24 protein-coding genes are annotated in these 23,238 nt (G+C 40.0%); 19 read left to right on the top strand and 5 right to left on the bottom strand.

Going from position 1 to position 23,238, the window contains the following annotated elements; genetic code table 11:
- The first annotated feature begins 67 nt into the window (after positions 1–67).
- From AC4EHK_RS09180 to cls, 3 genes are all read left to right on the top strand, one after another.
- Complete coding sequence (locus AC4EHK_RS09180; protein ID WP_490978497.1) at positions 68–511, top strand: hypothetical protein; 444 nt, start codon at positions 68–70, stop codon at positions 509–511.
- 253 nt (positions 512–764) lie between these two features.
- Positions 765–929: a hypothetical protein gene (locus tag AC4EHK_RS09175; RefSeq protein WP_490978496.1), complete on the top strand. Its 165-nt coding sequence runs from the start codon at positions 765–767 to the stop codon at positions 927–929.
- A gap of 1,064 nt (positions 930–1,993) precedes the next feature.
- Positions 1,994–3,448 carry a cardiolipin synthase gene (cls, locus tag AC4EHK_RS09170; protein ID WP_490978495.1) on the top strand — a complete coding sequence of 485 codons (1,455 nt, stop codon included), beginning with the start codon at positions 1,994–1,996 and terminating at the stop codon, positions 3,446–3,448.
- A gap of 69 nt (positions 3,449–3,517) precedes the next feature.
- On the opposite strand, the gene AC4EHK_RS09165 is transcribed toward cls, so the two are convergent.
- Positions 3,518–4,294, bottom strand: a complete 777-nt coding sequence (locus AC4EHK_RS09165) for an ion channel (protein ID WP_490978494.1) — start codon at positions 4,292–4,294, stop codon at positions 3,518–3,520.
- A 246-nt stretch (positions 4,295–4,540) separates the two neighbouring features.
- Between AC4EHK_RS09165 and lepB the strand changes: the two genes are divergently transcribed.
- The gene (gene lepB / locus AC4EHK_RS09160) at positions 4,541–5,239 is read left to right on the top strand and encodes a signal peptidase I (RefSeq protein WP_490978493.1); all 699 of its coding nucleotides are present in this window, start codon (positions 4,541–4,543) and stop codon (positions 5,237–5,239) included.
- Positions 5,240–5,302: 63 nt separating this feature from the next.
- Positions 5,303–5,833, top strand: a complete 531-nt coding sequence (locus AC4EHK_RS09155; RefSeq protein ID WP_490978492.1) for a GNAT family N-acetyltransferase — start codon at positions 5,303–5,305, stop codon at positions 5,831–5,833.
- Between the two features lie 38 nt (positions 5,834–5,871).
- Here the strand turns inward: AC4EHK_RS09155 and AC4EHK_RS09150 are convergent, their stop codons facing one another.
- Positions 5,872–6,444, bottom strand: a complete 573-nt coding sequence (locus tag AC4EHK_RS09150; RefSeq protein WP_490978491.1) for a histidine phosphatase family protein — start codon at positions 6,442–6,444, stop codon at positions 5,872–5,874.
- A 64-nt stretch (positions 6,445–6,508) separates the two neighbouring features.
- On the opposite strand from AC4EHK_RS09150, the gene AC4EHK_RS09145 reads away from it, so the two are divergent.
- From AC4EHK_RS09145 to AC4EHK_RS09120, 6 genes are all read left to right on the top strand, one after another.
- Positions 6,509–6,928 (top strand): hypothetical protein, encoded by a 420-nt coding sequence (locus tag AC4EHK_RS09145; RefSeq protein ID WP_490978490.1) that lies wholly within the window; start codon positions 6,509–6,511, stop codon positions 6,926–6,928.
- Positions 6,929–6,946: 18 nt separating this feature from the next.
- Positions 6,947–11,842, top strand: coding sequence for a DUF4132 domain-containing protein (locus AC4EHK_RS09140; RefSeq protein WP_490978489.1), 4,896 nt, complete (start codon positions 6,947–6,949; stop codon positions 11,840–11,842).
- Positions 11,843–12,010: 168 nt separating this feature from the next.
- A complete protein-coding gene (locus AC4EHK_RS09135; protein ID WP_490978488.1) occupies positions 12,011–12,436 on the top strand; it encodes a VOC family protein in 426 nt (141 codons plus the stop codon).
- Positions 12,437–12,580: 144 nt separating this feature from the next.
- On the top strand, positions 12,581–13,447 hold the full coding sequence (locus AC4EHK_RS09130; RefSeq protein WP_490978487.1) for an alpha/beta fold hydrolase: 867 nt from the start codon (positions 12,581–12,583) through the stop codon (positions 13,445–13,447).
- 112 nt (positions 13,448–13,559) lie between these two features.
- Positions 13,560–14,309: a hypothetical protein gene (locus AC4EHK_RS09125; RefSeq protein WP_490978486.1), complete on the top strand. Its 750-nt coding sequence runs from the start codon at positions 13,560–13,562 to the stop codon at positions 14,307–14,309.
- An 18-nt stretch (positions 14,310–14,327) separates the two neighbouring features.
- On the top strand, positions 14,328–14,486 hold the full coding sequence (locus AC4EHK_RS09120; RefSeq protein WP_490978485.1) for a hypothetical protein: 159 nt from the start codon (positions 14,328–14,330) through the stop codon (positions 14,484–14,486).
- Positions 14,487–14,575: 89 nt separating this feature from the next.
- On the opposite strand, the gene AC4EHK_RS09115 is transcribed toward AC4EHK_RS09120, so the two are convergent.
- Complete coding sequence (locus tag AC4EHK_RS09115) at positions 14,576–15,313, bottom strand: alpha/beta fold hydrolase (RefSeq protein WP_490978484.1); 738 nt, start codon at positions 15,311–15,313, stop codon at positions 14,576–14,578.
- Positions 15,314–15,402: 89 nt separating this feature from the next.
- Here AC4EHK_RS09115 and AC4EHK_RS09110 point away from each other — a divergent pair, with 89 nt between their 5' ends.
- The 3 genes from AC4EHK_RS09110 (at position 15,403) to AC4EHK_RS09100 (ending at position 17,110) form a co-directional block, all read left to right on the top strand.
- Positions 15,403–15,765, top strand: coding sequence for a hypothetical protein (locus AC4EHK_RS09110; RefSeq protein ID WP_490978483.1), 363 nt, complete (start codon positions 15,403–15,405; stop codon positions 15,763–15,765).
- A gap of 85 nt (positions 15,766–15,850) precedes the next feature.
- The gene (locus AC4EHK_RS09105; protein ID WP_490978482.1) at positions 15,851–16,348 is read left to right on the top strand and encodes a hypothetical protein; all 498 of its coding nucleotides are present in this window, start codon (positions 15,851–15,853) and stop codon (positions 16,346–16,348) included.
- A 492-nt stretch (positions 16,349–16,840) separates the two neighbouring features.
- Positions 16,841–17,110, top strand: a complete 270-nt coding sequence (locus tag AC4EHK_RS09100; protein ID WP_490978481.1) for a hypothetical protein — start codon at positions 16,841–16,843, stop codon at positions 17,108–17,110.
- Between the two features lie 86 nt (positions 17,111–17,196).
- Here AC4EHK_RS09100 and AC4EHK_RS09095 read toward each other — a convergent pair whose 3' ends face one another.
- Entirely contained in the window at positions 17,197–17,649 is a 453-nt protein-coding gene (locus tag AC4EHK_RS09095; protein ID WP_490978480.1) for a universal stress protein, read from the bottom strand.
- A gap of 310 nt (positions 17,650–17,959) precedes the next feature.
- Here AC4EHK_RS09095 and AC4EHK_RS09090 point away from each other — a divergent pair, with 310 nt between their 5' ends.
- Positions 17,960–18,142: a hypothetical protein gene (locus tag AC4EHK_RS09090; protein ID WP_490978479.1), complete on the top strand. Its 183-nt coding sequence runs from the start codon at positions 17,960–17,962 to the stop codon at positions 18,140–18,142.
- 91 nt (positions 18,143–18,233) lie between these two features.
- Here the strand turns inward: AC4EHK_RS09090 and AC4EHK_RS09085 are convergent, their stop codons facing one another.
- Complete coding sequence (locus AC4EHK_RS09085; protein WP_490978478.1) at positions 18,234–19,160, bottom strand: hypothetical protein; 927 nt, start codon at positions 19,158–19,160, stop codon at positions 18,234–18,236.
- Between the two features lie 397 nt (positions 19,161–19,557).
- Here AC4EHK_RS09085 and AC4EHK_RS09080 point away from each other — a divergent pair, with 397 nt between their 5' ends.
- From AC4EHK_RS09080 to AC4EHK_RS09065, 4 genes are all read left to right on the top strand, one after another.
- Positions 19,558–20,637 carry a hypothetical protein gene (locus AC4EHK_RS09080; RefSeq protein ID WP_490978477.1) on the top strand — a complete coding sequence of 360 codons (1,080 nt, stop codon included), beginning with the start codon at positions 19,558–19,560 and terminating at the stop codon, positions 20,635–20,637.
- A 24-nt stretch (positions 20,638–20,661) separates the two neighbouring features.
- Positions 20,662–21,132 (top strand): GNAT family N-acetyltransferase, encoded by a 471-nt coding sequence (locus AC4EHK_RS09075; RefSeq protein ID WP_490978476.1) that lies wholly within the window; start codon positions 20,662–20,664, stop codon positions 21,130–21,132.
- Between the two features lie 245 nt (positions 21,133–21,377).
- On the top strand, positions 21,378–22,229 hold the full coding sequence (locus tag AC4EHK_RS09070; RefSeq protein ID WP_490978475.1) for a DUF2785 domain-containing protein: 852 nt from the start codon (positions 21,378–21,380) through the stop codon (positions 22,227–22,229).
- A gap of 63 nt (positions 22,230–22,292) precedes the next feature.
- The gene (locus AC4EHK_RS09065) at positions 22,293–23,048 is read left to right on the top strand and encodes an SDR family oxidoreductase (RefSeq protein ID WP_490978474.1); all 756 of its coding nucleotides are present in this window, start codon (positions 22,293–22,295) and stop codon (positions 23,046–23,048) included.
- Positions 23,049–23,238: the final 190 nt, after the last annotated feature.

Genomic DNA, 23,238 nt, shown 5'->3' with positions numbered 1-23,238 from the left:
AGTTCAGAAACCTATGTACAAGCAAGATAAATCTACGAAGATCACTGGTTTTAAGGAGATGCAAGGAATGTCGAAAAACAAAAAGAACAAGAAAGCAAAAAAGGAACAGAATATTTCATTTGATCCCTATTTTTCTGAGAAAGCAAAAATGGAAGTGAAAGTCGATAAACACGGCGTTTCTTTTGTTGGTAATGCGGAAGGGTACTTGTCACTTTCCAGGTTTTTTACCTATTTGGCAGAGGTTCACTTGTCTATAAGAGAAGAGCCTCACAGATCCGAGACAAATACAGTACAAGGGTATGGAGCCTACCACTTTAAAGACTACGTGGCTGAAGAAAAAATTCAACAAGGCGATTATTTATTTAGACCGGGTCCCATTCGCGAATTAGAAACTGACAATCACGAACAAGATGTATTATTTTGGTTATCCGATGTTATAGGTCCGGAATTTTGGTTGGAAAAAGAAAAGAAGGGTACAAAAGAAAAAAAGGAAAAGAAGGATTCAAAATGATGAAGGCAGTAGAGGAAGAGATTGTGAAATCATTCTTTGATAGGAAGGTGCAGGAAAGAGTGCTGCATGAATTGGTTTCACCTAATGTTTCATGTGTTCCAGGTGGCATATTTTGAAGCGGAACAAGCCTTTGGATCGCCGCCAAGGTATTTGTTAAAGAGACCCAAAATGAACTGATAAAGAACTAAGTCAAATTGTCTAGTTAATATAGGCTGCATAACATTTTAAGCGATTGAAGAAAGGGATTTTAGTTATGAAATTAGCATGGACAATATATTTAATAGGCTTGGTTCTTGTAATCGTATATTTCAATACTGGTTCCACCATTGCATTTATAATAGGGATTGGGCTTCAGCTAGCAGGGTTTGTCATTCAAACGATTACCAAAAGAAAAGCAGTAAAAGCCATACATAAATAGTAGAAAAAACTGTTTGAGTTTTCAAACGGTTTTCTTTTTCAATAGTATATATTTCAAATAGTTTTGGAATTTTTTAAAAAGAAGAACCAAAAGAGAGTCTTTTCGTTCTATAGAGTGAAAGCGATTTATTTTTTCTTATGAAGAGGGATACATCCCATGTAACGATATTGGAGGCTTCCAAAGCGAAAAAACTGATCAAAATTGTTTTAGTGATTTTAAGTGTGATTGCTTTCGGTATTGGGGTGTTTGTCATCATGTTCTACCTAAGTATGCAGCCAGATGCAGACCGAGAAGCACAGATTAGAGATGAAGCGGAGCTCTACTTGGCCGAAAATTTTAACAACGATTTTGAAATATACGATGCTTTGTATGACAACATGGGAAACTTCGAATTTGAATATGCGGCAAAGGCTCGGGATGTTCCCAACAATTCAATCTCGGAAGTTACAAAAACAATAACCTGTCTCTCGTTATTCGTCTTACTTTACCACGAGAAAGTAAGAGCGAAGATGAGATGCTTTTCACTGAGTTTATCTCTTTTTTACAAACTGAAAGAGAGTTAGAGCATGGAAAGTTGATCGTTTCTTATATTGCCAAAACAGGAGAAATGCTGGAGGATTACGAACGGAGCCAGGAATTTTAACAGATTAGAAGGGAGAGATTTTACTGAAAAAATTCTACTCTATACTTTCCGCCATTTGTTTTGCTTTAATGATCTTACCGTTTGCACTTCCTGCATCTCCTGGCGGCTTTGACCTTTTGGTTTTTATTTTGGGTATTAACTTTTACTTGCCGCTCGTTTTCGGCATAGCTGGAATCGTTCTGGGGCTGCTCGGCGTTAAAGGAAATGCCAGACTTTATTTAGTTTCGTTTAATGCATGTGGATTAATAATTTATATTTTTATTATGTTTACAGCTTTTTGGGGTTTTAAAGAACCTTGAGGATTTTCTAACTAAAAAGCGATAGAGGAAATAAATTTCTTCTATCGCTTTTTCCTTTTTATAAAGAGGATTATTCGGATATTTAGAGAATAGGAATGGGACATAGCGAAAGGGGTGGAGAGATGGATTGGTCGATCATTTTTAGCTGGACGCTGACTGGTATAATCCTATTGAATATTGCATTGGCGATTGTCGTTATTTTTAGTGAACGGCGTGATGCCGGTGCTGCCTGGGCATGGCTGCTGGTTTTGTTTTTCTTGCCAGTTCTTGGCTTTATAGTCTACTTGTTTTTCGGGCGACTGTTAAAAGATAGGAATTTCTATAAGTTAAGTGAAGAAGAACAGTCCTATCACTCTCGGCAAATTAATTCTCAAATCGAACGCATTCAAAGCGGCGCAGTGGAATACGATGATGAACTGCTGAAAAAACACAAGCAGCTGTTGATCATGAACTTGGAATCTTCCCGCTCAATGATCAGTTTTTATAATGACATGGATGTGCTTTCTGAAGGTGTACAAAAGTTCGATACAATGATTGCGGACATTGGAAGTGCACAGGAAGAGGTCAATATTCAGTATTACATCATCAAGCGGGATGCCCTCGGCAAGCGGCTTCTGGATGCTTTGCTGGAGCGGGCAAAAGCAGGGGTCAAAGTTCGTCTTCTTTATGATGGATTTGGTTCAAGGAGTTTAAAAGAGGCCGACTTTAAAGAATTGATTGCGAATGGCGGCGAAGTGCAGATTTTCTTCCCTTCGACTCTCGGCTTGATCAATTTCCGGGTTAATAACCGCAACCACCGCAAAGTTTGTATCATTGATGGAAAAGTTGGTTATATCGGTGGCTTTAATGTTGGTACAGAGTATTTAGGTGAAGTTGAGAAGTTTGGCTACTGGCGCGATGTTCATTTGCGTATACAAGGAGATGTTGTCCATCATATCCAGGAACGCTTTATTTTGGACTGGAACTACTCCAACCAGCACAAAAAAAGAGACGACTTATTTTGCTTTCCCCAGCACGAAGTTAAGAATTTGTCTCCCATGCAAATCGTCACAAGTGGCCCGAACTCCCATACAGAACACTTGAAGAACATGATGATCAAAATGATCCTAACGGCCGAAAGGGAAGTTTACATCCAGACTCCGTATTTCATACCCGATAAGAGTTTCATGGACGCCTGCAAAATGGCGTTGCTGAGCGGCGTGAAAATGCATATTATGATCCCGGGTAAGCCGGACCATCCATTTGTTATGTGGGGATCTTGGTCATTTCTGGGTGAACTGCTCGATTACGGCGCGGATGTCTATTTGTATGACCGTGGATTTCTCCACTCCAAAACAATGTCCATAGACAGTGAAATTTCTACCATTGGCACGACTAATTTGGATGCCCGAAGTTTCCGCCTGAATTTTGAAATGAATGCATTGGTGTTCAATCGCCAAGTCGCGCTTGAATTGGAGTCGTTGTTCGAGACAGATGCAGCTGACTGTCGGAAACTGACGAAAGAACTATATGCCAAGCGCAATTGGACGATTAAGTTCCGCGAAGGGGTGTCGCGTTTGTTAAGTCCGATTTTATAAACTGAGGAAGAACCCTTCAATGACTCTACTTTAGAAAATACTAAGACAGAAAGCTTCTAAACTTCGAGTTTAGTTTGTTTCACCGAAAATTGAATTGACTGCCATTTTCGCAATTGTATCGTTGGACATGATAAAATTATCTACTTTAATATGCGAAAAACTCTCCAGATGTTCCTGCCGCTCAATCTCTACAGTTTTAAACACATCAGGAGACAGTCGTTCTACAGCGGTAGCAATCAGTAGTGATTTTCCATCAGTCAGCATTTGATCCTCAATGCGGTCATCTGCAAAAATCAGGACCGCTTTCGCTTGATGAACATTGGCCTGCCGAAGTATCTTTTCATGTGTAGCATCCCCACGGACATAATGAATTCTCGTGTTGACCTTTTTTACTTTTTCCATTCTATCAATCACTACTACCTCAACTTGTTTATCAAGTTTCAATATTTCTGCTATGGCATTTTCAGCTTTATATGACCAATCAATGATCACAATATGATTTTGTCCTCTGAACATCAACTCACCCCTTTCTTTCCTTTTTTTATGCAATGTCATACTTTCGATTGTTTTTCCGATAAAGGCTGCAAACAACCCGATGCCAATAATATACAAAAAAACAACGGTGAAAATTCTTCCCTCATTGGTGGAAGGAGAAAGATCACCATAACCGACAGTCAAAATCGTCGTCATAGTGAACCATAATGAATCTGCGTAACTAGTAAAAGTCGATGGCTCTATGACAGGCAATAGAAGGGTACTCAATCCAATGAGTACTAATGTGCTAACCGTAAGTATAAGCCACGATAGTCTTATGGCCTGTAAGTAGAGTTTTCGAAGTATAATCAATTCTGAACCCTCCCTTTTTTCATTAGTATATACTACCAAATGTGAGTTTGGACTTCTCAATTTCAAGCAGTTTCAAGGCATATAGAAATACATATTCAGATTTTTCTTTTTTTAGACAAGAGATTTTAAAGACTTACTCGGAGCTTATTATGAAGCGATAAGGTTTATCTAACCGAAGAAAACATCCCTATGAAGACAAAAAATGAGAAGAGGCGATTGATTATAAACCAGAAAGGGGAATGCGGTATGAAAAAACGACCAAACAAGGATTTTTCTAGGCTGCCAAAAGCTTCACCAAAACGAAAAAAGTGGCGACGAGCAAAATTCATCGGTAGCATCTTAGGAGTTGGAGTCATCACGCTTTCTTCTTTTTTTGTGTTCAATAGTCCAGAAATGTTTTCACGTACAAATGAAATGAAGGATGATCCAGCTCCAGAGAGACTCTCCCAAGTTCCGGAAACCGATAATACTTTCACAATCGAATGGTCGTTTGATTCGATGGACAGGGGAGAGCATGATTTACTCACGGCTTTTCATGGTGAGCTTGTTGTTTCAGAAGAAATCGAACCACTAAAGCTTGGAGATATCCTCTATTACCAATTTCATGGAGAACAACAATTGGGACGCCTTGTTGGCTTGCCTGGTGAGACTGTAGAAATACAAAATGGGCAAGTGTATGTCGATGGCAACGAGCTAAATCCTTTTTACGGTGGAGCAGCAAGTCTCGGTATGACAAAAGAAGAGTATTTTAAGAGTGTCCACTCGGAAAATGTAGATTTGGATGCAATGGAAGAGTATTTTAATACTTCAATGGAGCCGGTCACTGTTGCAGGAAATGCGGTCTTTGTTTTGGTGGATATGTGGTGGAGAGGCAGGGACAGCAGAGAATACGGGCCCATTCCCTATGAACAGATACAGGGGATAGTTTTGGGTTATAAGCAATAGCTACGACTTGTAAATGATTGCAGAAGCGAAAATAGTAAATGGACAGATTCAGGGGGGACCGATATGAACTTCAAAAGCGCCCGGGTGTACTTGCGCCCCTTAAATGAAACGGATGCACCGACCTTGTTGACCAATACAGAGAATGAAGAAATACGCTACCTGACTGGAACGACACACTCATTTACGTTGGAACAAGTCCAGCAGCATATTCAAAACGTGGCGAAAGATGCAACCCGCTATGATTTTGCCATTTGCCTAACGGAAACTGATCAAATGATTGGAGAGCTATCAATTACAGATATTGACGAAAATAACAGAAAAGCAGGATTTAGAATTTCAATGAATGCTATGGAACTGACTGGCCAAGGTTATGGCACGGAGGCCATTCGCCTTGTCTTGAAATTTGTTTTTGAGGAACTTCGATTGAATCGTCTGCAATTGGAAGTGTTTAGCCACAACCTGCAAGGAATCCGAGCTTATGAAAAATCGGGTTTCCAAAAAGAAGGAATTTTGCGAGACTCTCTTTATTATAATGGGAAGTTCTCAGATGAAATTATCATGTCAATTATTCAAACAGATTACGATAAAATTTAAATATAGGTTTTATTTCAAAACACCAAAATAAAAACTTTTTATTGGTCAATCCATAATCGTTGAACATTCACTAATTCTTCCCCATCAAACTCCATCTTATAAATATCAGGTTTCGAGATGCGATTTAAAAACTGTAAATCGTAATTTCCCTCATAAAAACCCATCATCAACGTCATTACAACACCATGGGTTCCCAGTGCAATTTTTTTGCCGTGATATACAATTAGCAGTTCTTTTAAAATGTCTACAGCTCTTTTTTGGCATTCGGCATTTGATTCTCCTGCACCTAACGAATACTGTGGATCTGAAAATGATTTTTCTATTAATGGATCCAACTCGTTGTCGGCCATGCGCTCAGGAGCTGTTGAAAAAACTCTTTCTTTTAAGTCTTCAACCACTAAAACTTCTTTTCCTAACCGCTGTGCCAAAGGTTCAACCGTGGCAATTGACCGTGCATAGGGGCTGGAAACAACAATATCAATTTCTTCATTTTCCAAAATGGCAGTTACTATCTTTGCATCCAGCTGCCCTTTTTCTGTTAATCCTCTGGTTCGTTCATTTTCTTCTTTTGGTGAGTCGCTGTGCCTTACCATATATACAACTGTCGCCATAACTTTGTCCCCCTTTATATTATAAAAAGACTCCCATATTGACGGAATAGGAGAAATGCCAAGCATGAAAATATTTATTACCGTAAAAAATGCAAGTGCCAGGAAAAATTATGTGGACAAGCTGGAAGTAGAATTGCCCGCATCAATCACTACGCTGCAATTGCTGGTTGAAGAAATCGTCAAACAAAACGTCATGCATTACAATGCGTCCCTCGAACAAGGCAAGCTTGCTGCATTTCTCACTGCAAATGAAATGAGAGATCTGGAACCTACAGGAAAAATAGGATTTGGGGAAACGTATGACAATCGCCAAGCGGATATGGAAAAAGCATTACAAGAAGCCGAAGCAGCATTTGAAGATGGATTGTACCGTGTGTTCATTAACGAACTGGAAATAATGGAATACAAACAAACCGTCGCAATGGAACAGCACGACACAGTTGTATTTCTTCGATTGACAATGTTGGCTGGAAGAATGTGGTGACCCCAAGGAGGAAGTTAGATGAATGGCAAAATTGATAACGAGTATTTGAAAGAACTTCAAGAAAAAGTCGACAGTTTACCAGAAACAGACAAGGAGTTAGGGCGCAGACTGGAGAGATTCTGCACATTGGAAGAGTATAAATACGATGCCCACATTCGCCGATTTGAAAGACAGCTGGGGCGAAATGCGCCAAACTTTCAACTGAAAATTGAAAAGCTGCAGGACCTGACAAAACTGCTGCTGCCTCCATATTATTCGGACGTATTGGCATATATCATCCAACATGCAACAGATCATGCCTATACCATAGGCTATAGCAGAAAGCCATTTAGAACGAACGAGTTATCGGTCCATTGGGACACCATTCTTTGGAAATGTTTTGCGCTTCATGCACATGCAGCTTCTGGACTCCATTCTACGGAGCTGTTGACGCAAAAAACAGAACTTGCCGAGTACAGCATCAAAAGCGACATCATCGCCTATGAAATTGATCAGCAAAACCCTGAAATATTGGATCAGATACAACTTGCTGTATTTGGCGACAACAATATTGCCCTTGTCTCCAGAAATCTGATCAAAGGCATCGTCATGAGCCATGACAAAAAAATGCATACCTTGCTTGGCCAGCTGCTGGTGGCTGCTAGATTACAGGAGGGACTTCGGCAGAGCATTGTCGAAACGATGGATGAAGGCTGTTTGGAAGCCACAACCTGCTTGATGAACGTTATTTTAGAGCACGATCTTATCCGCTTCAGTTCGGTCGTGCGTGCAATGAGTGTATGGACAGGCATAGCTTTTGATGTAGAAAACAATCGAGTATTGAAACAAACGATTCGCTTCATGCATGAGGCATTGACTGACGAGGCACGCAGAGTTGAGGGTCTAACCAGTAAAAATGCAAACGAATTGTATATCAGTTTATGGGCAACTGCGGTTCAAGAGGAAAAGCTGTTGCCCGCCGCAGCAGCTGATGTTTTGAAAAACGGCGAGTCTTACCAGAAAGTTGTTGCTCTTTATTTAATGCACGAAAGCGAAAACCTGTCCGCAAAGTACAGCGTTGCCTCGGCAAACTTGGGTGTCTCCAACACTGAGGTAGAAGCAATGGTAATCGCTAATTACCCAGATACATATGACTACAAAACAATTTTTAACATACAGCGGAATGTAAAATCCATAACCGATGGTGTAAATTACATTCCTGAATTGACGGATACCAGAGAGCGCAACCATCAATTTGTAACATTAATGGATATGTTTTTGGCGGCTCCCAAGAAAGAGATTACGCTCACTTTTAAACTAGGCACCGGTGTTGAAATCTCTTACTCTGCAGACTCAGTCGCGCGAAAAATTCTTTACTTGATCGCCTATGATCGTGACGTACAAAAACTCAATAAACTTTTAGCGCACAAGGAGATTTTAAGTTCCGAAACAAAAGGCGTGATCCTAGAGAACTTTTTACACAATCCTGAAGATCTAATTCAACGAAATTTTATTTTTTCCAGTTTATCGGATCGAAGCAGCCAAAATCGGTGGCTCGCACTGAAAAAAGTTGAGCGTTTGTCATTGGATGCCAACGAAATAGCCCGTGTAGAGGCATTGTTAAAGCTAAAAACAGGAACTTTAAGGCAAAGTGCAATCAACATATTGATGAAGTTGGAGAAAAACGCGTTGCAGCAGTCTATTAATCGTCTTCTCTCGAGCAATCAAGAATTGCTGCGCCTTGGCGGATTGGAAATCCTCACGGAAATCCATGATAAAAAGAGAGATCAATTTTCTTTTTTTCAAAATGAGCATTTAGCTATTTCACAGCCTACGCAGAAAGAACAGGTTCTGCTCGATAAGCTAAAAGCGGCAGAACCTGATGATGCCCAAATAGGATTTGGGTTGTATAATCCCCAAAGTACGTTTCAATTTTTTGTAGAGCAAGCTCCAATTAAAGCGCTTCTGCTGCAGGATTTCTTAAGCATCGAGAAAGATCGTTTTGCAGAACTGCTAACGGGACTGGATGGGTTGGTGCTCGAGCACAAAGATACATCGTATGAACTGGAATGGTACGGTTCAATGGAGGTTTATTTGATTGGAGCGGAAATAAACAGAGACAACACTTATTACAGAGAAGAACACGAAAAAGGCATCACTTCGCTGCCGCTGGCAGAAGTATGGAAATCTTATATGGAAAAACAGAAAGCAACGGCTTCTGAACTGTTTCAACTGGAAACGATTTTTTCACTGCAAAAAGTTTACGACTATTACGAAAAGCTTTGTCAAATTGAAGCCAACCGGTCCACAGCCTCCAGCAAATGGAGAAAAGAGCTGCTGGAGTCGCTTTACCCAACGGAAAAAATGGCTGATTTCATTGGGATCCAGCAACAAATGGTATACATGCAGCAGATCAAAGAAATCATCACCGCCTTTTTTGAAGACCGGGACAGCCAGGCTTTTTTTGATGCGACCAGTCGGATTTTAAACACCTTAATTCGAGCCGTTCCTGAAGAAATCCGGAAAGATCAGAGTGGTTTGTATGAATACATGGCTCATCCTTGGTTAGAGTGGATGACTGAAGATTCCTTGGATGATGCTTGTTTTGCACGCTATTTTACCAGTAAATATGTACTTTACACCAGCAAGAAATTCCGTAGTTACCAGCCGAGTCTTGAGGAAATCAATCGAGCCTTTTCCCTTGCTCTGATCGATAGAAATGAATGCTTCCGGGAATTACTGGAGCGAGACGGCGGAGAGTATGGGCATCATCTCTATCAACTCACACAAGATAATCGTTCCCAGAAGTTCGAAGCGCTGAAAGAGCTAAAACATACACTGGTGGAACGCCTGCTTGAAATTGAGTTGAAAAGAGGAGAATTGCCAACACCGGCTTCCAGTTTGGCGGAAAAGATCGCCTATTTTGAAGGAGTAGAGTATTTCTTCTCTATCCTCAAAGCGCTGGAGGGAAATACCTTAGCGCGCGGTTATTTTTATTCTTTTGATGAGCATTACGCCAAAAAAGATATGATGAGCCAGTTGCTGAAAAGTTGTCATCCGCGACAAGGAGACACTTCAGACCATTTGGCTCGGATGTGCAACGAATTTCCCATTTCAGAAAAGCGTTTGTTGGAAGCTGCTATGTACGCTCCCCAATGGACTGACCTTATAGCTGACTATTTAGGATGGAGTGGATTGAAAAAAGCAATCTGGTATTTTCATGCGCATACAAGCGAAGTGCTATCTGCAGAAAAAGAAACGATTATTGCCCAGTTTTCCCCGATTTCCCCTGAACAGTTTAATGATGGAGCGTTTGACCTTAAGTGGTTCAAAGAAGCGCATGATGAACTGGGTGAAGAACGTTTTGAACTTTTATACCAATGCGCCAAGTATATTTCAATGGGTGCCTTGCATAGAAGAGCTCAATTGTTCGCAGATGCTGCAATGGGAAAATTAGATCCAGAAGAATTAAAAACAAGTGCTCAAATCAAACGCAACAAGGAGCATTTGCTTTCTTATAGTTTGCTGCCGGTCATTGGCGATACGGAAGAAACAATTCTGGAACGCTACGAATTTATTCAACAATTTCTCACTGAAAGCAAAAGCTTTGGAGCCCAAAGGCGGACAAGCGAGGCAAAGGTTGTGGAAATCGCTTTGGAAAACTTAGCGGAAACTGGCGGCTACCAAGACAGCATAAGAATGCGCTGGGTTATGGAAGCAAAGAAAATAGAGTCTCTCAAACCGTATACCATCCCTGTAGAAGTAGAAGGCTATCAAGTTTATATTGTGATTGACAAAAATGGCAAGAGCCGTCTTCAACTTGCCAAAAACGGAAAAGAGCTTGCTTCTTTGCCCGCAAAACTTAAAAAGAACGATTATGTACAAAAGCTAAAAGAAATCCACACAGAGTTGAAAAATCAAACTCGCCGTAACCGCACCGAACTGGAAAAATCAATGGTTAGGCAAAGCAAATTCAGCAAAAACGAATTGGAACGGATGATCCAAAATCCAACCGTCGAACCTATGGTTAAAAACTTGATCTTTCAAGTAGGAAATCGCTTTGGTTTTCTTGAAAAAAGTCAGCTCGTTCAAGAAAATGGAGAGATTTATGCTCTGCAAGAAACGGATCAAGTCAGGATTGCCCATTGTGTTGATCTGCATATGCACGGGGTGTGGGAGAAGTACCAACGGATTCTGTTTGACCGACAGATTGTACAGCCGTTCAAGCAAGTGTTCCGGGAGTTGTATGTTCTGAATGCTGATGAAAAAGCAGCCAGGTTCCGTTCAGCAAGGTATGCAGGGCACCAGCTCCAGCCTGCAAAAGCACTTGCTTTGTTTAGAGGACGTTCGTGGACAGTCCATTACGAAGAAGGGCTGCAAAAAGTAGATTACCAAGAAAACATTATCGCAACAGTGGATGCAATGGCTGATTGGTTTTCACCAGCAGATATTGAAAGCCCTACGATTGAACATGTGGCGTTTTTTGAACGAAAAACAGCGAAAGCTTTGGAACTGGCAGACGTTCCGCCCATTCTCTTTTCAGAAACGATGCGCGATGTGGACTTGGCCATCAGCATTGCTCATGTCGGCGGCGTGGATCCACAAGCAAGCTTGACCACAATCGAAATGAGGAAAGCAATCATACGGGAATCCATTCGACTGACGCAAACGGCAAACGTTCACCTCAAAGAAAACTTTGCTTATATCGAAGGCACCCTCGGTTCTTATGGAGTCCATCTAGGCAGTGGATCTGTCCAAAAGCAGGCAACAGGCTCGCTTTATCTTATTCCGGTCCATAGCCAGCACAGGGGCAAGCTATTCTTGCCATTTCTAGACGAAGACCCAAAAACAGCGGAAATTCTGGCAAAAATTCTTTTGCTGGCGAATGACAAGAAGATAAAAGATCCGCACATCTTGGCGCAGATAAACAATTAATTGTTTATCTGGCTGAGGGATTGCCACAAGTAATAGACAACCTGTCCGTATTATTTGGAGTTGAACACACATACTTTCAATAAATAATAATTTGAACTTATGCAGGTTTCTTCTAGACTTTAACGAATTAAATAAATGATTAATTTAATTCAGAACGGAGGAGAATCAATGGCATTAAAAGAAAAAGAGATTTACGTCAATTTGCCTGTGAAAGATTTGGATAAATCGGTGGAGTTTTTTACGAAGCTTGGATTTGAATTTCATCCAGAAATGACGGATGAAAATGCATCATGCATGATTGTCGGAGAAAACATTTTTGTTATGCTGTTAATTGAGCCTTTCTTTAAAACGTTCACCAAAAAAGAACTTGCCGATTCAACAACAAACACAGAAGTGATTGTGGCGCTTTCTGCCGATAGCCGTCAAAGTGTTGATGACATCGTCAACAAAGCGTTAGAAGCGGGCGGAACAGCTTCGAACGATGTGATGGATAACGAGTATATGTATGCTTGGAGCTTCCAAGACCTTGATGGCCATTTATGGGAAGTCATGGCCATGGCAGAAAACGGCGATTCGAATAAGAGCAATACGTAAAACCAGAAAACCATTTAGGAGAAATCCTAAATGGTTTTCTGGTTTATAAATCATGGTCTCGTAAAGGGGTTAAGTTATTGAAAGAAAGCAGCAATTTAAAATTTTGGGGGATTATACAATTGACACGACAAGAGGTGAAAAATTATGAAGCGAAAGGTCGAAATTTTCACGTGGAATGGCATGTCTATTGAGTATTCCATTGTTGGAAAGGGAGAACCCGTACTGGTCATGCACGGTGGACATTCAAATTGCAATGAAGAAATGGGTTACAGAGCATTGGTTGAAAACGATTTTATGGTGATCACTCCTTCAAGAGCAGGCTATGGAAAAACTTCAAAGAGGGTGGGGAAAAGCCTGTCGACAGCTTGCGAATGTTACCGCAAATTGATCAATCACTTGAATATCGAAAAAGTTCACTTGCTTGCGATTTCAGCTGGTGGACCCAGCGGCATCTACTTTGCATCACATTTTCCTGAAGTGGTCAGCACGTTGACTTTACAGTCTGCAGTAACCACTAATTGGCTTCAACCAAAAGATAAAGAATACAAGGCAGCTAAAATATTATTTCAACCTTATACTGAAAAGTTTACCTGGTCTTTTATTTCTGAACTAAACAATCGGTTTCCGCAATTGATTTTCCGCAGCATGTTTTCATCATTCAGTACTCTGTCCTACAGGGAGGCAAAAACTAAATTTGCGATTACTGATCGCGAATCCATGCGAAAAATGAACAATCGCCAGCGATCGGGCATTGGCTTTATGATCGACCTCAAGCAAAATGCGGAAATAACCATCGAAGATTTACAAGCAATTGCTTGCCCCACACTCCTTCTTCACAGTAAGCATGATGGAGCCGTCCCTTTGGAGCATCCTTACCATGCACATACACACATCCCTCATTCGAACCTTAATTTAGTCGACTCATGGGGGCATTTAATTTGGCTTGGGAATACGGCAAATGAAATCGATACAAAAACAATCTCTTTTCTAAAGACAAAAGGTATTTCTTGATGAACGACTGGATATTATTGGTATAATTAATGTGGAAATAGTTGTGATAAGATCACTTTCCAAACTTACTGCTGTTGCACCTTAGCTGAAATTTTATGAAAGGAGTCTTTGAATGAAGCATATTTATGCCTTTGAAAAAATAGAAGAGGTTGAAAAGTACCAAGCCGTCATAGAACGATTCAAAAGACATTTAAATGCCTATCAAAAACATTTAGAAACTAATTATTCCCTAGTAGACAAACCTAAGGCAGTTGTTTGGACGTCTGTAGAGTCAGCTACAACTGTTTTTTCTAATCTTCCCATCCCAGCATTTACAAACAAGAACACGATTTATATCTCACCAGATGTCCTAGCTTGGAGAGAACTTTTCGTCCAGCAGTTGGATGGGCTGGATCTTCCCCATATCATCCAGTTTTACGAGAAGCTTTCAGAAAAGCATGTTCTCACAATTCTCGGTCACGAACTAACTCATCACTCCGATTTGTTTTTAGATGAGTTTGACGAAGAGCGGGAAGACAGCATATGGTTTGAAGAAGGGATGTGTGAGTACTTACCCCGAAAGTTCCTGTTAACTGATGAGGAATTTCATCAAGTCTCAGCCATTGAAAAGGAGCTGGTCAACGTATTTGCGGTAAAGTATGGAGATCGACCGCTTGACGAGTTTGGAAGCAATTCGTATCAGGAAAGTTTATCAAGCATCATGTTTGATTATTGGAGAAGTTTTCTTACAGTAAAGTATTTGGTGGAAGTTTGTTACGAAAATAATATACAGGCAGTTTTTGAAGATTACACTGAATGGCATGCAGAAGGACGAAAGATTTCGCTTACTGAATATTTTAGATTAGAGAAGTTATCTGTGTAAAAATGAGGAAGAATTCATATGACTGTTTTATTAAAAGTTATAAGCATCCTGCTTATAATTTCAGCGGCGATTTTAATCTACACCGAGACGACCGGTCTTTTAATCGGTGTAATTCCTTTTGTTGCAGGCGCTCTTCTTTACGCCTATACGAAAAGTAAGAATGCATATGCTGAATAACTGATTAGAGTATGAAGAAGAAAAGAAGCTGAGCCCAGCAAATCTTTTCTCCTTCAGTTTGATCGGGTTATCAGCAGCCCTAAACTATATCAGAGATCATTTAACCACTCTCTCAAAACACGGTTAAAAAGCTCTGCTTTTTGTACAGGCCAGGCATGTTGTGCTCCTGGAATTAAACTCCCTTTGGCGTTCGGAATGAATTTTGGAGCCAATTGAATTGATTCAAGAATACCGCGGGACTCGCGATCGCCTGCGACGATAAAACATGGACTGGTGATCTTTCCATAGGATTCGTCCAATCTGAAAGACATGATTTCCTTCCAAATCGTTTCGTAGGTTTTACGTGTCAGCAGCTGATAATTCGTTATGAATTCAGTCGTTTTATCGGGAGGCAATTGGTAGTACTCCCGGGCCAGTTTGTTCAGGTAGCGTTCATTTTGTATGCCACGCTGTACTGCACGAGATTGCAATTTCATTAAAAACTGAAAGTGCATCGGTTTTGCGGTAATGCCGCTGACCAATAGGCTAAGAATATTTTCGGGAAACCGTTTTGCTAATTCTAACGCTACATGGCCGCCTAATGAAATTCCGACCACATGAACCTTTCGATTTCCAATCACTTCATGGGCAATTAACTCTGTGGTATCCGCTAAACGAACCCATGGCGTTGAGATGCTTTTCCCATGTCCCGGCAAATCGACCAGGACTAGTGGATAATCTGAGAAAGCAGCTTCTTGCTGCCACCACATCCAGCGGCTCGCCCCAAGTCCGTGGAGAAAGAGTATTGGGTCATTTTGATCGAGTCTGGTTTCCTTGTAATTTATCATATCTGAAATCCCCTATAGTAAATTATTTCCGAGGCAGGCAATTTTATTTAAGGAGTCATTAGTGGTTTCAACAAAAGTGGAGGGATATCATGACCAACGGAATCGATTTTTATATTGCCAATAAACCCAAAGAAATAGCGTCTTCCCCAAAACACGTAAAGTTTGACGAGAGACTTCACCAGTACCTGATAGATCAGGAGGGATATCCTGCAAAAAAACACAGCTTGTTAATCAATCTTGATCAATCCAGTGATCGCTTGTTTTCAACGAGAGATGTATATGAGTTAGTGATGATTTGTGAAAGACTGTTAAATGAATACAGACTAGATCTAACTAAACAAGGGGAAGCAGACAAAATTACGTGGGGCATCAACCAATTTGCACAAGATCTGAAAACGCTTTGCCTGGTTGCAATAGAACAAAACAAAAAAGTATTTGCAGCAGGTGATTGAAAAGTTTTTTGTATTTGCAACAAAGTGGTCCCGCTGTAACTAAAGTTTTCAACCGCCGTCTAAATGGTATTGGAGGCGGTAGGAAATGACCTTAAGACAATTATTTTTAATGAGTATACTTATTAGTATGATGGTCGGCTGCAGCTCCAAAAATCCACTGGTGCAAAATGCCAGAGACATGAATACTTCTTCGGAGGATCTAGAATCCATCTCACAAAAGCCACCGCAAATGAAAATCGAAATAAATGGAGAACAGTTTATGGCTGCCCTAAGTGGATATGCATGGAGTTACTTTGACCCAGAAGAAAATGCGATGGCTTCTGTGCAAGCAGAATCCATCTCACCTTTTGAACTGCTTGGCAACCGCAGTGCTCCGAAAGTAAATTCGAAAACATCTATTCAGTTTAAATTTGAGACAGATCCACTTTCTTACAAAGTAACTATTTGGGAAGCTGAAAAGAATTTAAAGAGTTCTTCTGATATGGTCGTTTTAGATGGACAAACTGGCAGAACGATTTATGAAGTGACAGCAACTTGGGAACAAGGAACAGCCCATTATTTTTTTCCTTTGATGGTTGAATAGTATTCGGACTTGGTAGTTGGTGTCTTTTTATAAAACTATATTTTGTCTAAAATTATTTACACTTGATAAAAAAGTCAGAAAAGAAATGAATAGAATCAATTCCATTTCATCCTAATATGTTAAGGTAATAATTAGGAGGTGATCTCTTGGAACGTTTTGATTTAAGCTTCAACAACCGAAGTGTAAGGATATATTTCGCTACAGTTCTTCCGTTAATGCTACTGGCAATAGTGTTGTATCTCTTTTTGCCAACTGAATTTCATTTGATTCCATCCTTACTATTGGTTACGGGGACTGTCAGCTATTTTATATGGTATTACTCGAATAAGAAAAAACATAGAAATTATTAGTTTTAAATCCGTGTTGGGTAAAGATGTAAGTTACATTTACTTATAGCGGAGGGATACTAATTCATAAATTGATTGTTATTTTTTGTTTCTACTAAAATTGTGTAAAGCTCTATGCTTTTGAAAAATACAAGGAGGGAGTACATTGGATCAAGTAGAGAAAAATCAGCAATTCTATTGGATCATCTGGCATCTTGCGCTGTTATTTATAGGTTTAGGAGCCATCAGAGCTCTTACTATTTACCAAGACGGGTTAGGGTTTGTCCTCAGCTTTATAGGTTTTTCTTTTGTGTCTATCCACGTCAAGTTTATGGAAAAAAAGTGGGGGGTTTCAAGAAAGGTGTCAATTCTCAGCTGGGTTGCATTTATGCTTGTGCTAGTTCCACTCGCTTACTGGCTTTCCTATCCTCGGTAAATAGCTAATCACCATGCCTTTATATACAATCAAAAAAGCTCGGTTAGCTTGAAAAACAAGTTAACCGAACTCTTCCGGAGAAATAATTACTGCTTAGGCTTTTTGCTTCGGACCACCAAAACATCACAAGGGCTGCTGCTGACAATATGTTGAGACACACTTCCCATTAATATATGTTCGACTGCATTCAAACCTTGCGCTCCGCATACGATAAGGTCGGCATCCACCTGCTTGGCATAGTCTCGTGTAATGACCTTATTAGGGGATCCCGGAACCACAAATTCATTCACTTCCGGGATGCCTGCTGCAACAGCTTCCTTCTTATAATCATCAAGCAGCTGGATGCCATAATCAAATACATCATCGTTTTTATCCGGTACACGTTTTGTCATCGCCGTAAAGGAGCGGGTATCGACTACGTAAATTAAGTTCAATTCCGCATTATCCCGTTTCGCTATTTGCACCGATTTTTTAAAAGCCGCTTCCGCTTCAGGTGATCCGTCAACCGCCGTCAAAATGTGTGTGTATTCCAAAGTCATGCTAATCCCTCCCAATTTTTTAATTCTTTTCTAAAGCTTAATTCTTCAATGCTGCTTAAAACCCTTTTAAAAAGACTGAATATTTAAATAAAATTTAAAAATAGACTTTTGAAGAAATTCAAATCTCAGCAGTTCCGAACAAAGCCAGTGCAAAAGAGCTTCAAATCCAGCTATGGGTGCCTTGTTTGTTTTGATGAAATGAGCAAGCCTGTTGTCCAAACACAGGAAAAACATGAAACCTCAACTGTACCGCTTCGTATATAAGAAATTAAAGATGTACATAAAATACAAATGAAAAGAGGGATTATTCATGTCTTCAGAAATAATCGGCCTACTTGCTATAGTCACAAGTATAATTTGGGTTACTATGACCTACGAACTTATGAAATCTTCAGAGACACAGAATGGGCGTAAGATTGTCACTTTAACGACAGCGGGCACTTTGTTTACATCGATCCTCACAGTTTCACTGTTTCAAAGTCTTCCATTTTAAAATGCGGAGAAATCATGAAGCAAAATATATACTAATAACTAGAGAGAAGGAGCCGCCTAAAAGCTCATCTTCTCTCTTTTCTCTATAACGCTCATGTTTGGGAAATGACAATGTCCTTACGAATGATTTCATTGTAATAATCAGGAGAGTACCGTTTTAAAACCATTAATCCTCTTAATGTATTCATAGCTCCAATTTTTGCGGTTTCCATCCGAAAGTGAATCTTGCCAGTGTAGGCTGGCCCTTTAGTCAAGTACCCTTTTTCAAACTTTTTTTTGAGCAGTTCCAATCCCTCTTCCAATGCGGGGGCATGCGGATAACTGATGGCCGCAAAATAAACCAAGGCGCGTAAGACGTCGTATTTCCACCTTGTTGGGAAGTGAAACTCAGCAATATAAGGCAAAATGATTTCATGGGTCGATTTTCTGCGCAACAGATTCCGGTCCAGCAAATAGCTTTGGCCCGTTTGAGTCTGTTTCTTTATCCTGGAAAGGCTGTTTCCATATCCTTCTTTTTCGTATTCTGCATATGCTTCCAGAACAGACAAGGTGGTGTGTATGGAACTTTTAGCACTATGGCTATGCGCAGCAGAACAATTCCAACCACCATCCGGCTGCTGCTGTTCAAGCAAATAGCGAATCATCTCATCAATAACAGATGACCGGTAATTGCCGTAGGTCAATAACCCAGAAAGCATTGCTACGACACAAACATCGTCTTCCACAAATTCTCGAGGGTTCCACATATAGTCGATCAAGGTCTGCAATCCCTGTTGGTAAATGGGATGCGCCGGATCAATTTCCAAAGATTTTAAATCTCTCATCGTATAAAAAGTCGATATCCACTTCGGGCTGTAAATCCCGTTTCCCCACGTCTTTTTTTCTCCATCAAAGTAAGAAAGAAATTGACTGATCCAACCGTCTGTTGTGTAAGAAGGATGTTTATCCAACAAATAGAGCTCAGTCTGCCTTTTTACAGCCGGGTCGCTGTCCAATAAAAAGTCAATAATCTTCATCATGGAAACCTCCTTCGGATACTTACCCACCTATTTATCTGGAAGTTATTCTAGATATCTTGTCTGTATCAAAATCAGATAGTTGATTGACATAAAGCTTGAATTCCGTACTTAAACTAAAAATTTGCACCCACGTACCAAAAATCAAAGCATCGTAAACGCTAGTCGGTAGAATATACCCAGTTAGTAGCATGAGGCCCTTTAAGTGTGGACGATAATTTCGATTCCACTGTTTAACATACTTCCATGTGCTTTTAATATTTCCTTCAATAACGTTAGATTTTTAAAATAAAAGTTCATACTGATTTTTAAAAAAATGTAAGAAAAGAACATTTCGAATGTTCTTTCATATAAAATTAGGAAAGATAAACTAAATAAAGGGTAGAAAGCAGGGAGTAGCATGGATCGAAAAAAACTGGAAGCAGCACTAGTTCATGCCGGTGTTCAAGAACCAATATTTCTCGGTGAGGGTGCATGGCATTGTGCTTGGAAAGTACAAAAAGACAATGATGATTTTGTATTGCGAATTCCGAAACAAACAGCTTATGGAAAAGCGGTACCATATAACGAGGAAACGTTAAAAGCGGACTATGGTGGAACCAAGCTGTATTACCAGTCTGTTAATGGAGCAACAGAAAGCGCAGCACCTGAATTTTACGAGTTTCATATTTCGCCGGAACTGACGTATACACTGGAAACTTTTGCTGGAAATCCTATCGACTTGCATACAATGACCGAAGAAAGGGCTTTTCAAATAGGACAGGAGGTCGGGAGGATCCACCGCGAAACTGAAGAAACTCTACACGGACTTAATGGTTTTGGATATCTTGCATGGACAGAGGAAAAAGGACTGCAAGGTACTTTTGCTGGCGATGCCAAGGAATTTTTGAAAGAAGAAAGCGAAGAGCATTTAGCAGATTACAGAACCTTATGTGCAGCTCGTTCGGAGTTTAAAGACCCAGTTGTTAACCAAACGATTCAATTGGCTGTTAAACTTCGAAATCAGCAGTTCACGAAACCGCTTCTGGCAAATCAGGACGTTTCGCCGGAAAATATCTTACTGGATAGCGGCCGTATTCGCTTAATCGATCCATATCCAAGCATTTATTATGCACGGGGAATGGCTGGCAATTTTATGAACCTTTATGAAACTTATTTTATCGGCTTGGCAGATACTCAGCGATATCGCAAACATCAGTTTTTAAAATGTACCGACCAGCTGAGAGCATTGGCAAAAGGATTTCTCGAAGGATACTGTGCAGGAGATTTGCATGTGGTAAAGGAAGTGAGAGGAGAACAAGTACTGCAGTTGCTGGAGACTGCATACAGTCATTTTTGTTTGTTGGGAGAAGAGATATCTGAGGGGACGAGAATTCGGTACGGCGATAAGGCAGCAATAGAAGAAAGGCTTGCGTGGCTTTCAAAAAAGTTGAAAACATTGGCCGATTCTCAAATCACAGAGCTTACTGCCAGTAACTGAAATCTAATAAAGGCAAGGTGGAAAATGAATTTGACTCAAGTTTTGCAAGAAATGAAAATTCATCCCATTACACAGTCATTTGAAGAAGAAGCAAGGGATGTAATCCTAAAAGGCTTAGAAGAGCGCTTTGGCTTTATCGATCCCAAGTACAATCCAGATTTGAAAAGCATCATTGAGAGCTATAGCGGGCGAAGCGCTGTGTTTTTAGTTGGCACCTACAAAAATCGAATAATTTGTACGGGTGCCGTTTCTTCGGAAGCTTCGGGTGTTGGAAGGGTCGAGCGAATGTCTGTCTTAAAAGAATACAGAAGAACCGGCGTTGCCAACCGGATGATTCATAGTTTGGAGTTATGGGCGGGAGATAACGGCTATAAAAAACTACTTTTAGAAACAAATAATGACTGGCAAAGTGCGATTGAATTTTATAAGAATAGCGGGTACAGCTTATATTTGGATGATGGAGAGCGCAGCCATTTTGTGAAGAATTTACTTTAGGTATGCTAATCAAAAACTGTACTCTCTCTTTGCTGGATCTTTTGCTTTGGTAAAAACGAAAGAAACATTTTAATGGATGTAGAACAAGTGGCAAAAAAAGTGAGAGCTCCTTGCAGGAAAAAAGTCAATTACAGAAACAGAGAAGGAAAACGCGACTAGAGACTTTTATGAAGATGTCAAAGTTGATGAAATAGATTTAAAAATTATGGGTTATTTATGATAACACTAGTTGAGAGAGGTGACTTATGACTACTCTTTTTGACACTATTCCGATGGAGGCAAATCAACTAAAGAAAACTTTGGTAGCTTTGCAGAAGAGAGAACAAAGCTGGAAGAAAGAAAATGAACTTTTAATAATCAAATCTATGATGGAACATATTGGATCGTCCGATAGTGAGTTGCGTGACAATCTGATTTACGGGACTTTTAGCAAATTAATACTAAACAAGAAAATTGAACATAAGCTATTGATTGAAATGTTGAACTCTTGTTTAGGCAGCAGTATGCTGTTCAAAGGCATAAGGGAAGTAAGATCAGATACAGTTTTTACCCGCTCTTTCACGTCATTATTAATTGCACTAATTTTATATAGAGATAATGAAGATGGTTTTTTAACAAGACACATGGTTTTGAAAGTAAAAGACAACCTGGTGTCCTACATAGAACAAGAAAACGATTTGAGAGGTTTTGTTTATGGAAAAGGGTGGGCACACAGTGTGGCACATGCTGCGGATGCATTTGATGAGCTTATAAAAAATAAAAACATTAAAACAGATGCGTATTCAGAAATACTAAATTCGCTTTGGAACAAAGCTTCTGTCTCTCACCATGTATATATTCATGATGAAGATGAAAGACTGCTTGTACCCATTCTTGAACTACTTAACAACGGGTTAGATCCTGTAGAGATTGAGAATTTGGCAAAAGATATTCCTTTAGAGTTAGAAAAATTAAACAAAGTGATAGAAGAAGAAAATTACTGGAAGTTGTACTCGAACTGTAAGAAATTCTTAAAAAGTTTTTACATAGTTATTGAAGATATTTCTGGTGCTTCGTCATTAAAAAAGAGTATAAGAAAATGTATTTTAGAGATGTAAAAATCAATATCTATCTATAAATTGCATTAGGTTGGAGCGTTTTCTCATAGGAGGGATTCAATCGTGACAGAACAACAAAAGCGTATCGCGGTTATAACAGGAGTTAGCAATCCAAAAGGTATTGGGGCTGCAGTCTGCCGAAAGTTGGCGTCACAGGGTGTAGATCTATTTTTCACTCACTGGAAATCAAACTTTGGTTTCCCTAACAACTTCAAATCAGAAATTACCGATATGGGTGTGCAGTGTGAGTTTATAGAGGTAGATTTGTCTGAAACAAGTGCTTACAAAACGGTTTTGTCTTCCGTGAATGAAAAGTTGGGATCACCTAACATTTTAATCAACAATGCGGCCTATTCAACCAATTCAAATTACATGGAGCTTACTGAAAAAATATTGGATGACCATTATAGTGTGAATGTCAGGACAACATCTTTGCTTTGTACAGAGTTTGCGGTGCAATTCCAAAAAAGTGAAAATAAGTTTGGAAGAATTATCAATCTAGTATCTGGGCAAGGTCTGGGTCCCATGCCCGAGGAGTTGGCTTATGCAGCAACTAAAGGGGCCATCTCAGCCTTTACGGTTTCGCTATCATCAGACCTTGCGAAATTAGGCATTACAGTCAATGCGGTTAATCCTGGGCCGACCGATACGACTTGGATGACGGATGACATTCGGCAGCATTTGCTTCCCAAATTTCCAACTGGAAGAATCGGACAACCTGAAGATGCAGCGAACATTATCGGATTTCTGGCCAGTGAAGAAGCACAATGGATCACCGGACAGATTATCAATTCAGAAGGCGGCTTTCTTAGAGGGTAGAAAATGTATACGCGGCACAGTAATAGCGGAGTTTTATTGCTAACCGTTTGAAAGAGGAACGTTATGGAGATCACAATAAACTTGCTTAACGAAAATCTATGCAAAAACAACCACTATAAATATAGCATCTCAAAAAGTGTTGAAGAAAACTGGTTTTATTCAGCAGGAAATTGGCGATGAAGAGTTTGAA

It is taken from the genome of Planococcus sp. TJ-307, assembly GCF_058268435.1.
Note: the sequence above shows the minus strand (reverse complement) of the source record. Positions and strands in the feature narration are given on the sequence as shown.

Excerpts from the sequence above, each read along its gene's own strand:
- AC4EHK_RS09150 (WP_490978491.1), bottom strand. The coding sequence starts at position 6,444 with ATGGCGACAGTTGTATATATGGTAAGGCACAGCGACTCACCAAAAGAA.
- AC4EHK_RS09145 (WP_490978490.1), top strand. The coding sequence starts at position 6,509 with ATGAAAATATTTATTACCGTAAAAAATGCAAGTGCCAGGAAAAATTAT.
- AC4EHK_RS09120 (WP_490978485.1), top strand. The coding sequence starts at position 14,328 with ATGACTGTTTTATTAAAAGTTATAAGCATCCTGCTTATAATTTCAGCG.
- AC4EHK_RS09180 (WP_490978497.1), top strand. The coding sequence starts at position 68 with ATGTCGAAAAACAAAAAGAACAAGAAAGCAAAAAAGGAACAGAATATT.
- AC4EHK_RS09080 (WP_490978477.1), top strand. The coding sequence starts at position 19,558 with ATGGATCGAAAAAAACTGGAAGCAGCACTAGTTCATGCCGGTGTTCAA.
- AC4EHK_RS09155 (WP_490978492.1), top strand. The coding sequence starts at position 5,303 with ATGAACTTCAAAAGCGCCCGGGTGTACTTGCGCCCCTTAAATGAAACG.
- AC4EHK_RS09085 (WP_490978478.1), bottom strand. The coding sequence starts at position 19,160 with ATGATGAAGATTATTGACTTTTTATTGGACAGCGACCCGGCTGTAAAA.
- AC4EHK_RS09135 (WP_490978488.1), top strand. The coding sequence starts at position 12,011 with ATGGCATTAAAAGAAAAAGAGATTTACGTCAATTTGCCTGTGAAAGAT.
- AC4EHK_RS09110 (WP_490978483.1), top strand. The coding sequence starts at position 15,403 with ATGACCAACGGAATCGATTTTTATATTGCCAATAAACCCAAAGAAATA.
- AC4EHK_RS09175 (WP_490978496.1), top strand. The coding sequence starts at position 765 with ATGAAATTAGCATGGACAATATATTTAATAGGCTTGGTTCTTGTAATC.
- lepB (WP_490978493.1), top strand. The coding sequence starts at position 4,541 with ATGAAAAAACGACCAAACAAGGATTTTTCTAGGCTGCCAAAAGCTTCA.
- AC4EHK_RS09130 (WP_490978487.1), top strand. The coding sequence starts at position 12,581 with ATGAAGCGAAAGGTCGAAATTTTCACGTGGAATGGCATGTCTATTGAG.
- AC4EHK_RS09115 (WP_490978484.1), bottom strand. The coding sequence starts at position 15,313 with ATGATAAATTACAAGGAAACCAGACTCGATCAAAATGACCCAATACTC.
- cls (WP_490978495.1), top strand. The coding sequence starts at position 1,994 with ATGGATTGGTCGATCATTTTTAGCTGGACGCTGACTGGTATAATCCTA.
- AC4EHK_RS09140 (WP_490978489.1), top strand. The coding sequence starts at position 6,947 with ATGAATGGCAAAATTGATAACGAGTATTTGAAAGAACTTCAAGAAAAA.
- AC4EHK_RS09075 (WP_490978476.1), top strand. The coding sequence starts at position 20,662 with ATGAATTTGACTCAAGTTTTGCAAGAAATGAAAATTCATCCCATTACA.
- AC4EHK_RS09105 (WP_490978482.1), top strand. The coding sequence starts at position 15,851 with ATGACCTTAAGACAATTATTTTTAATGAGTATACTTATTAGTATGATG.
- AC4EHK_RS09090 (WP_490978479.1), top strand. The coding sequence starts at position 17,960 with ATGTCTTCAGAAATAATCGGCCTACTTGCTATAGTCACAAGTATAATT.
- AC4EHK_RS09125 (WP_490978486.1), top strand. The coding sequence starts at position 13,560 with ATGAAGCATATTTATGCCTTTGAAAAAATAGAAGAGGTTGAAAAGTAC.
- AC4EHK_RS09070 (WP_490978475.1), top strand. The coding sequence starts at position 21,378 with ATGACTACTCTTTTTGACACTATTCCGATGGAGGCAAATCAACTAAAG.
- AC4EHK_RS09095 (WP_490978480.1), bottom strand. The coding sequence starts at position 17,649 with ATGACTTTGGAATACACACACATTTTGACGGCGGTTGACGGATCACCT.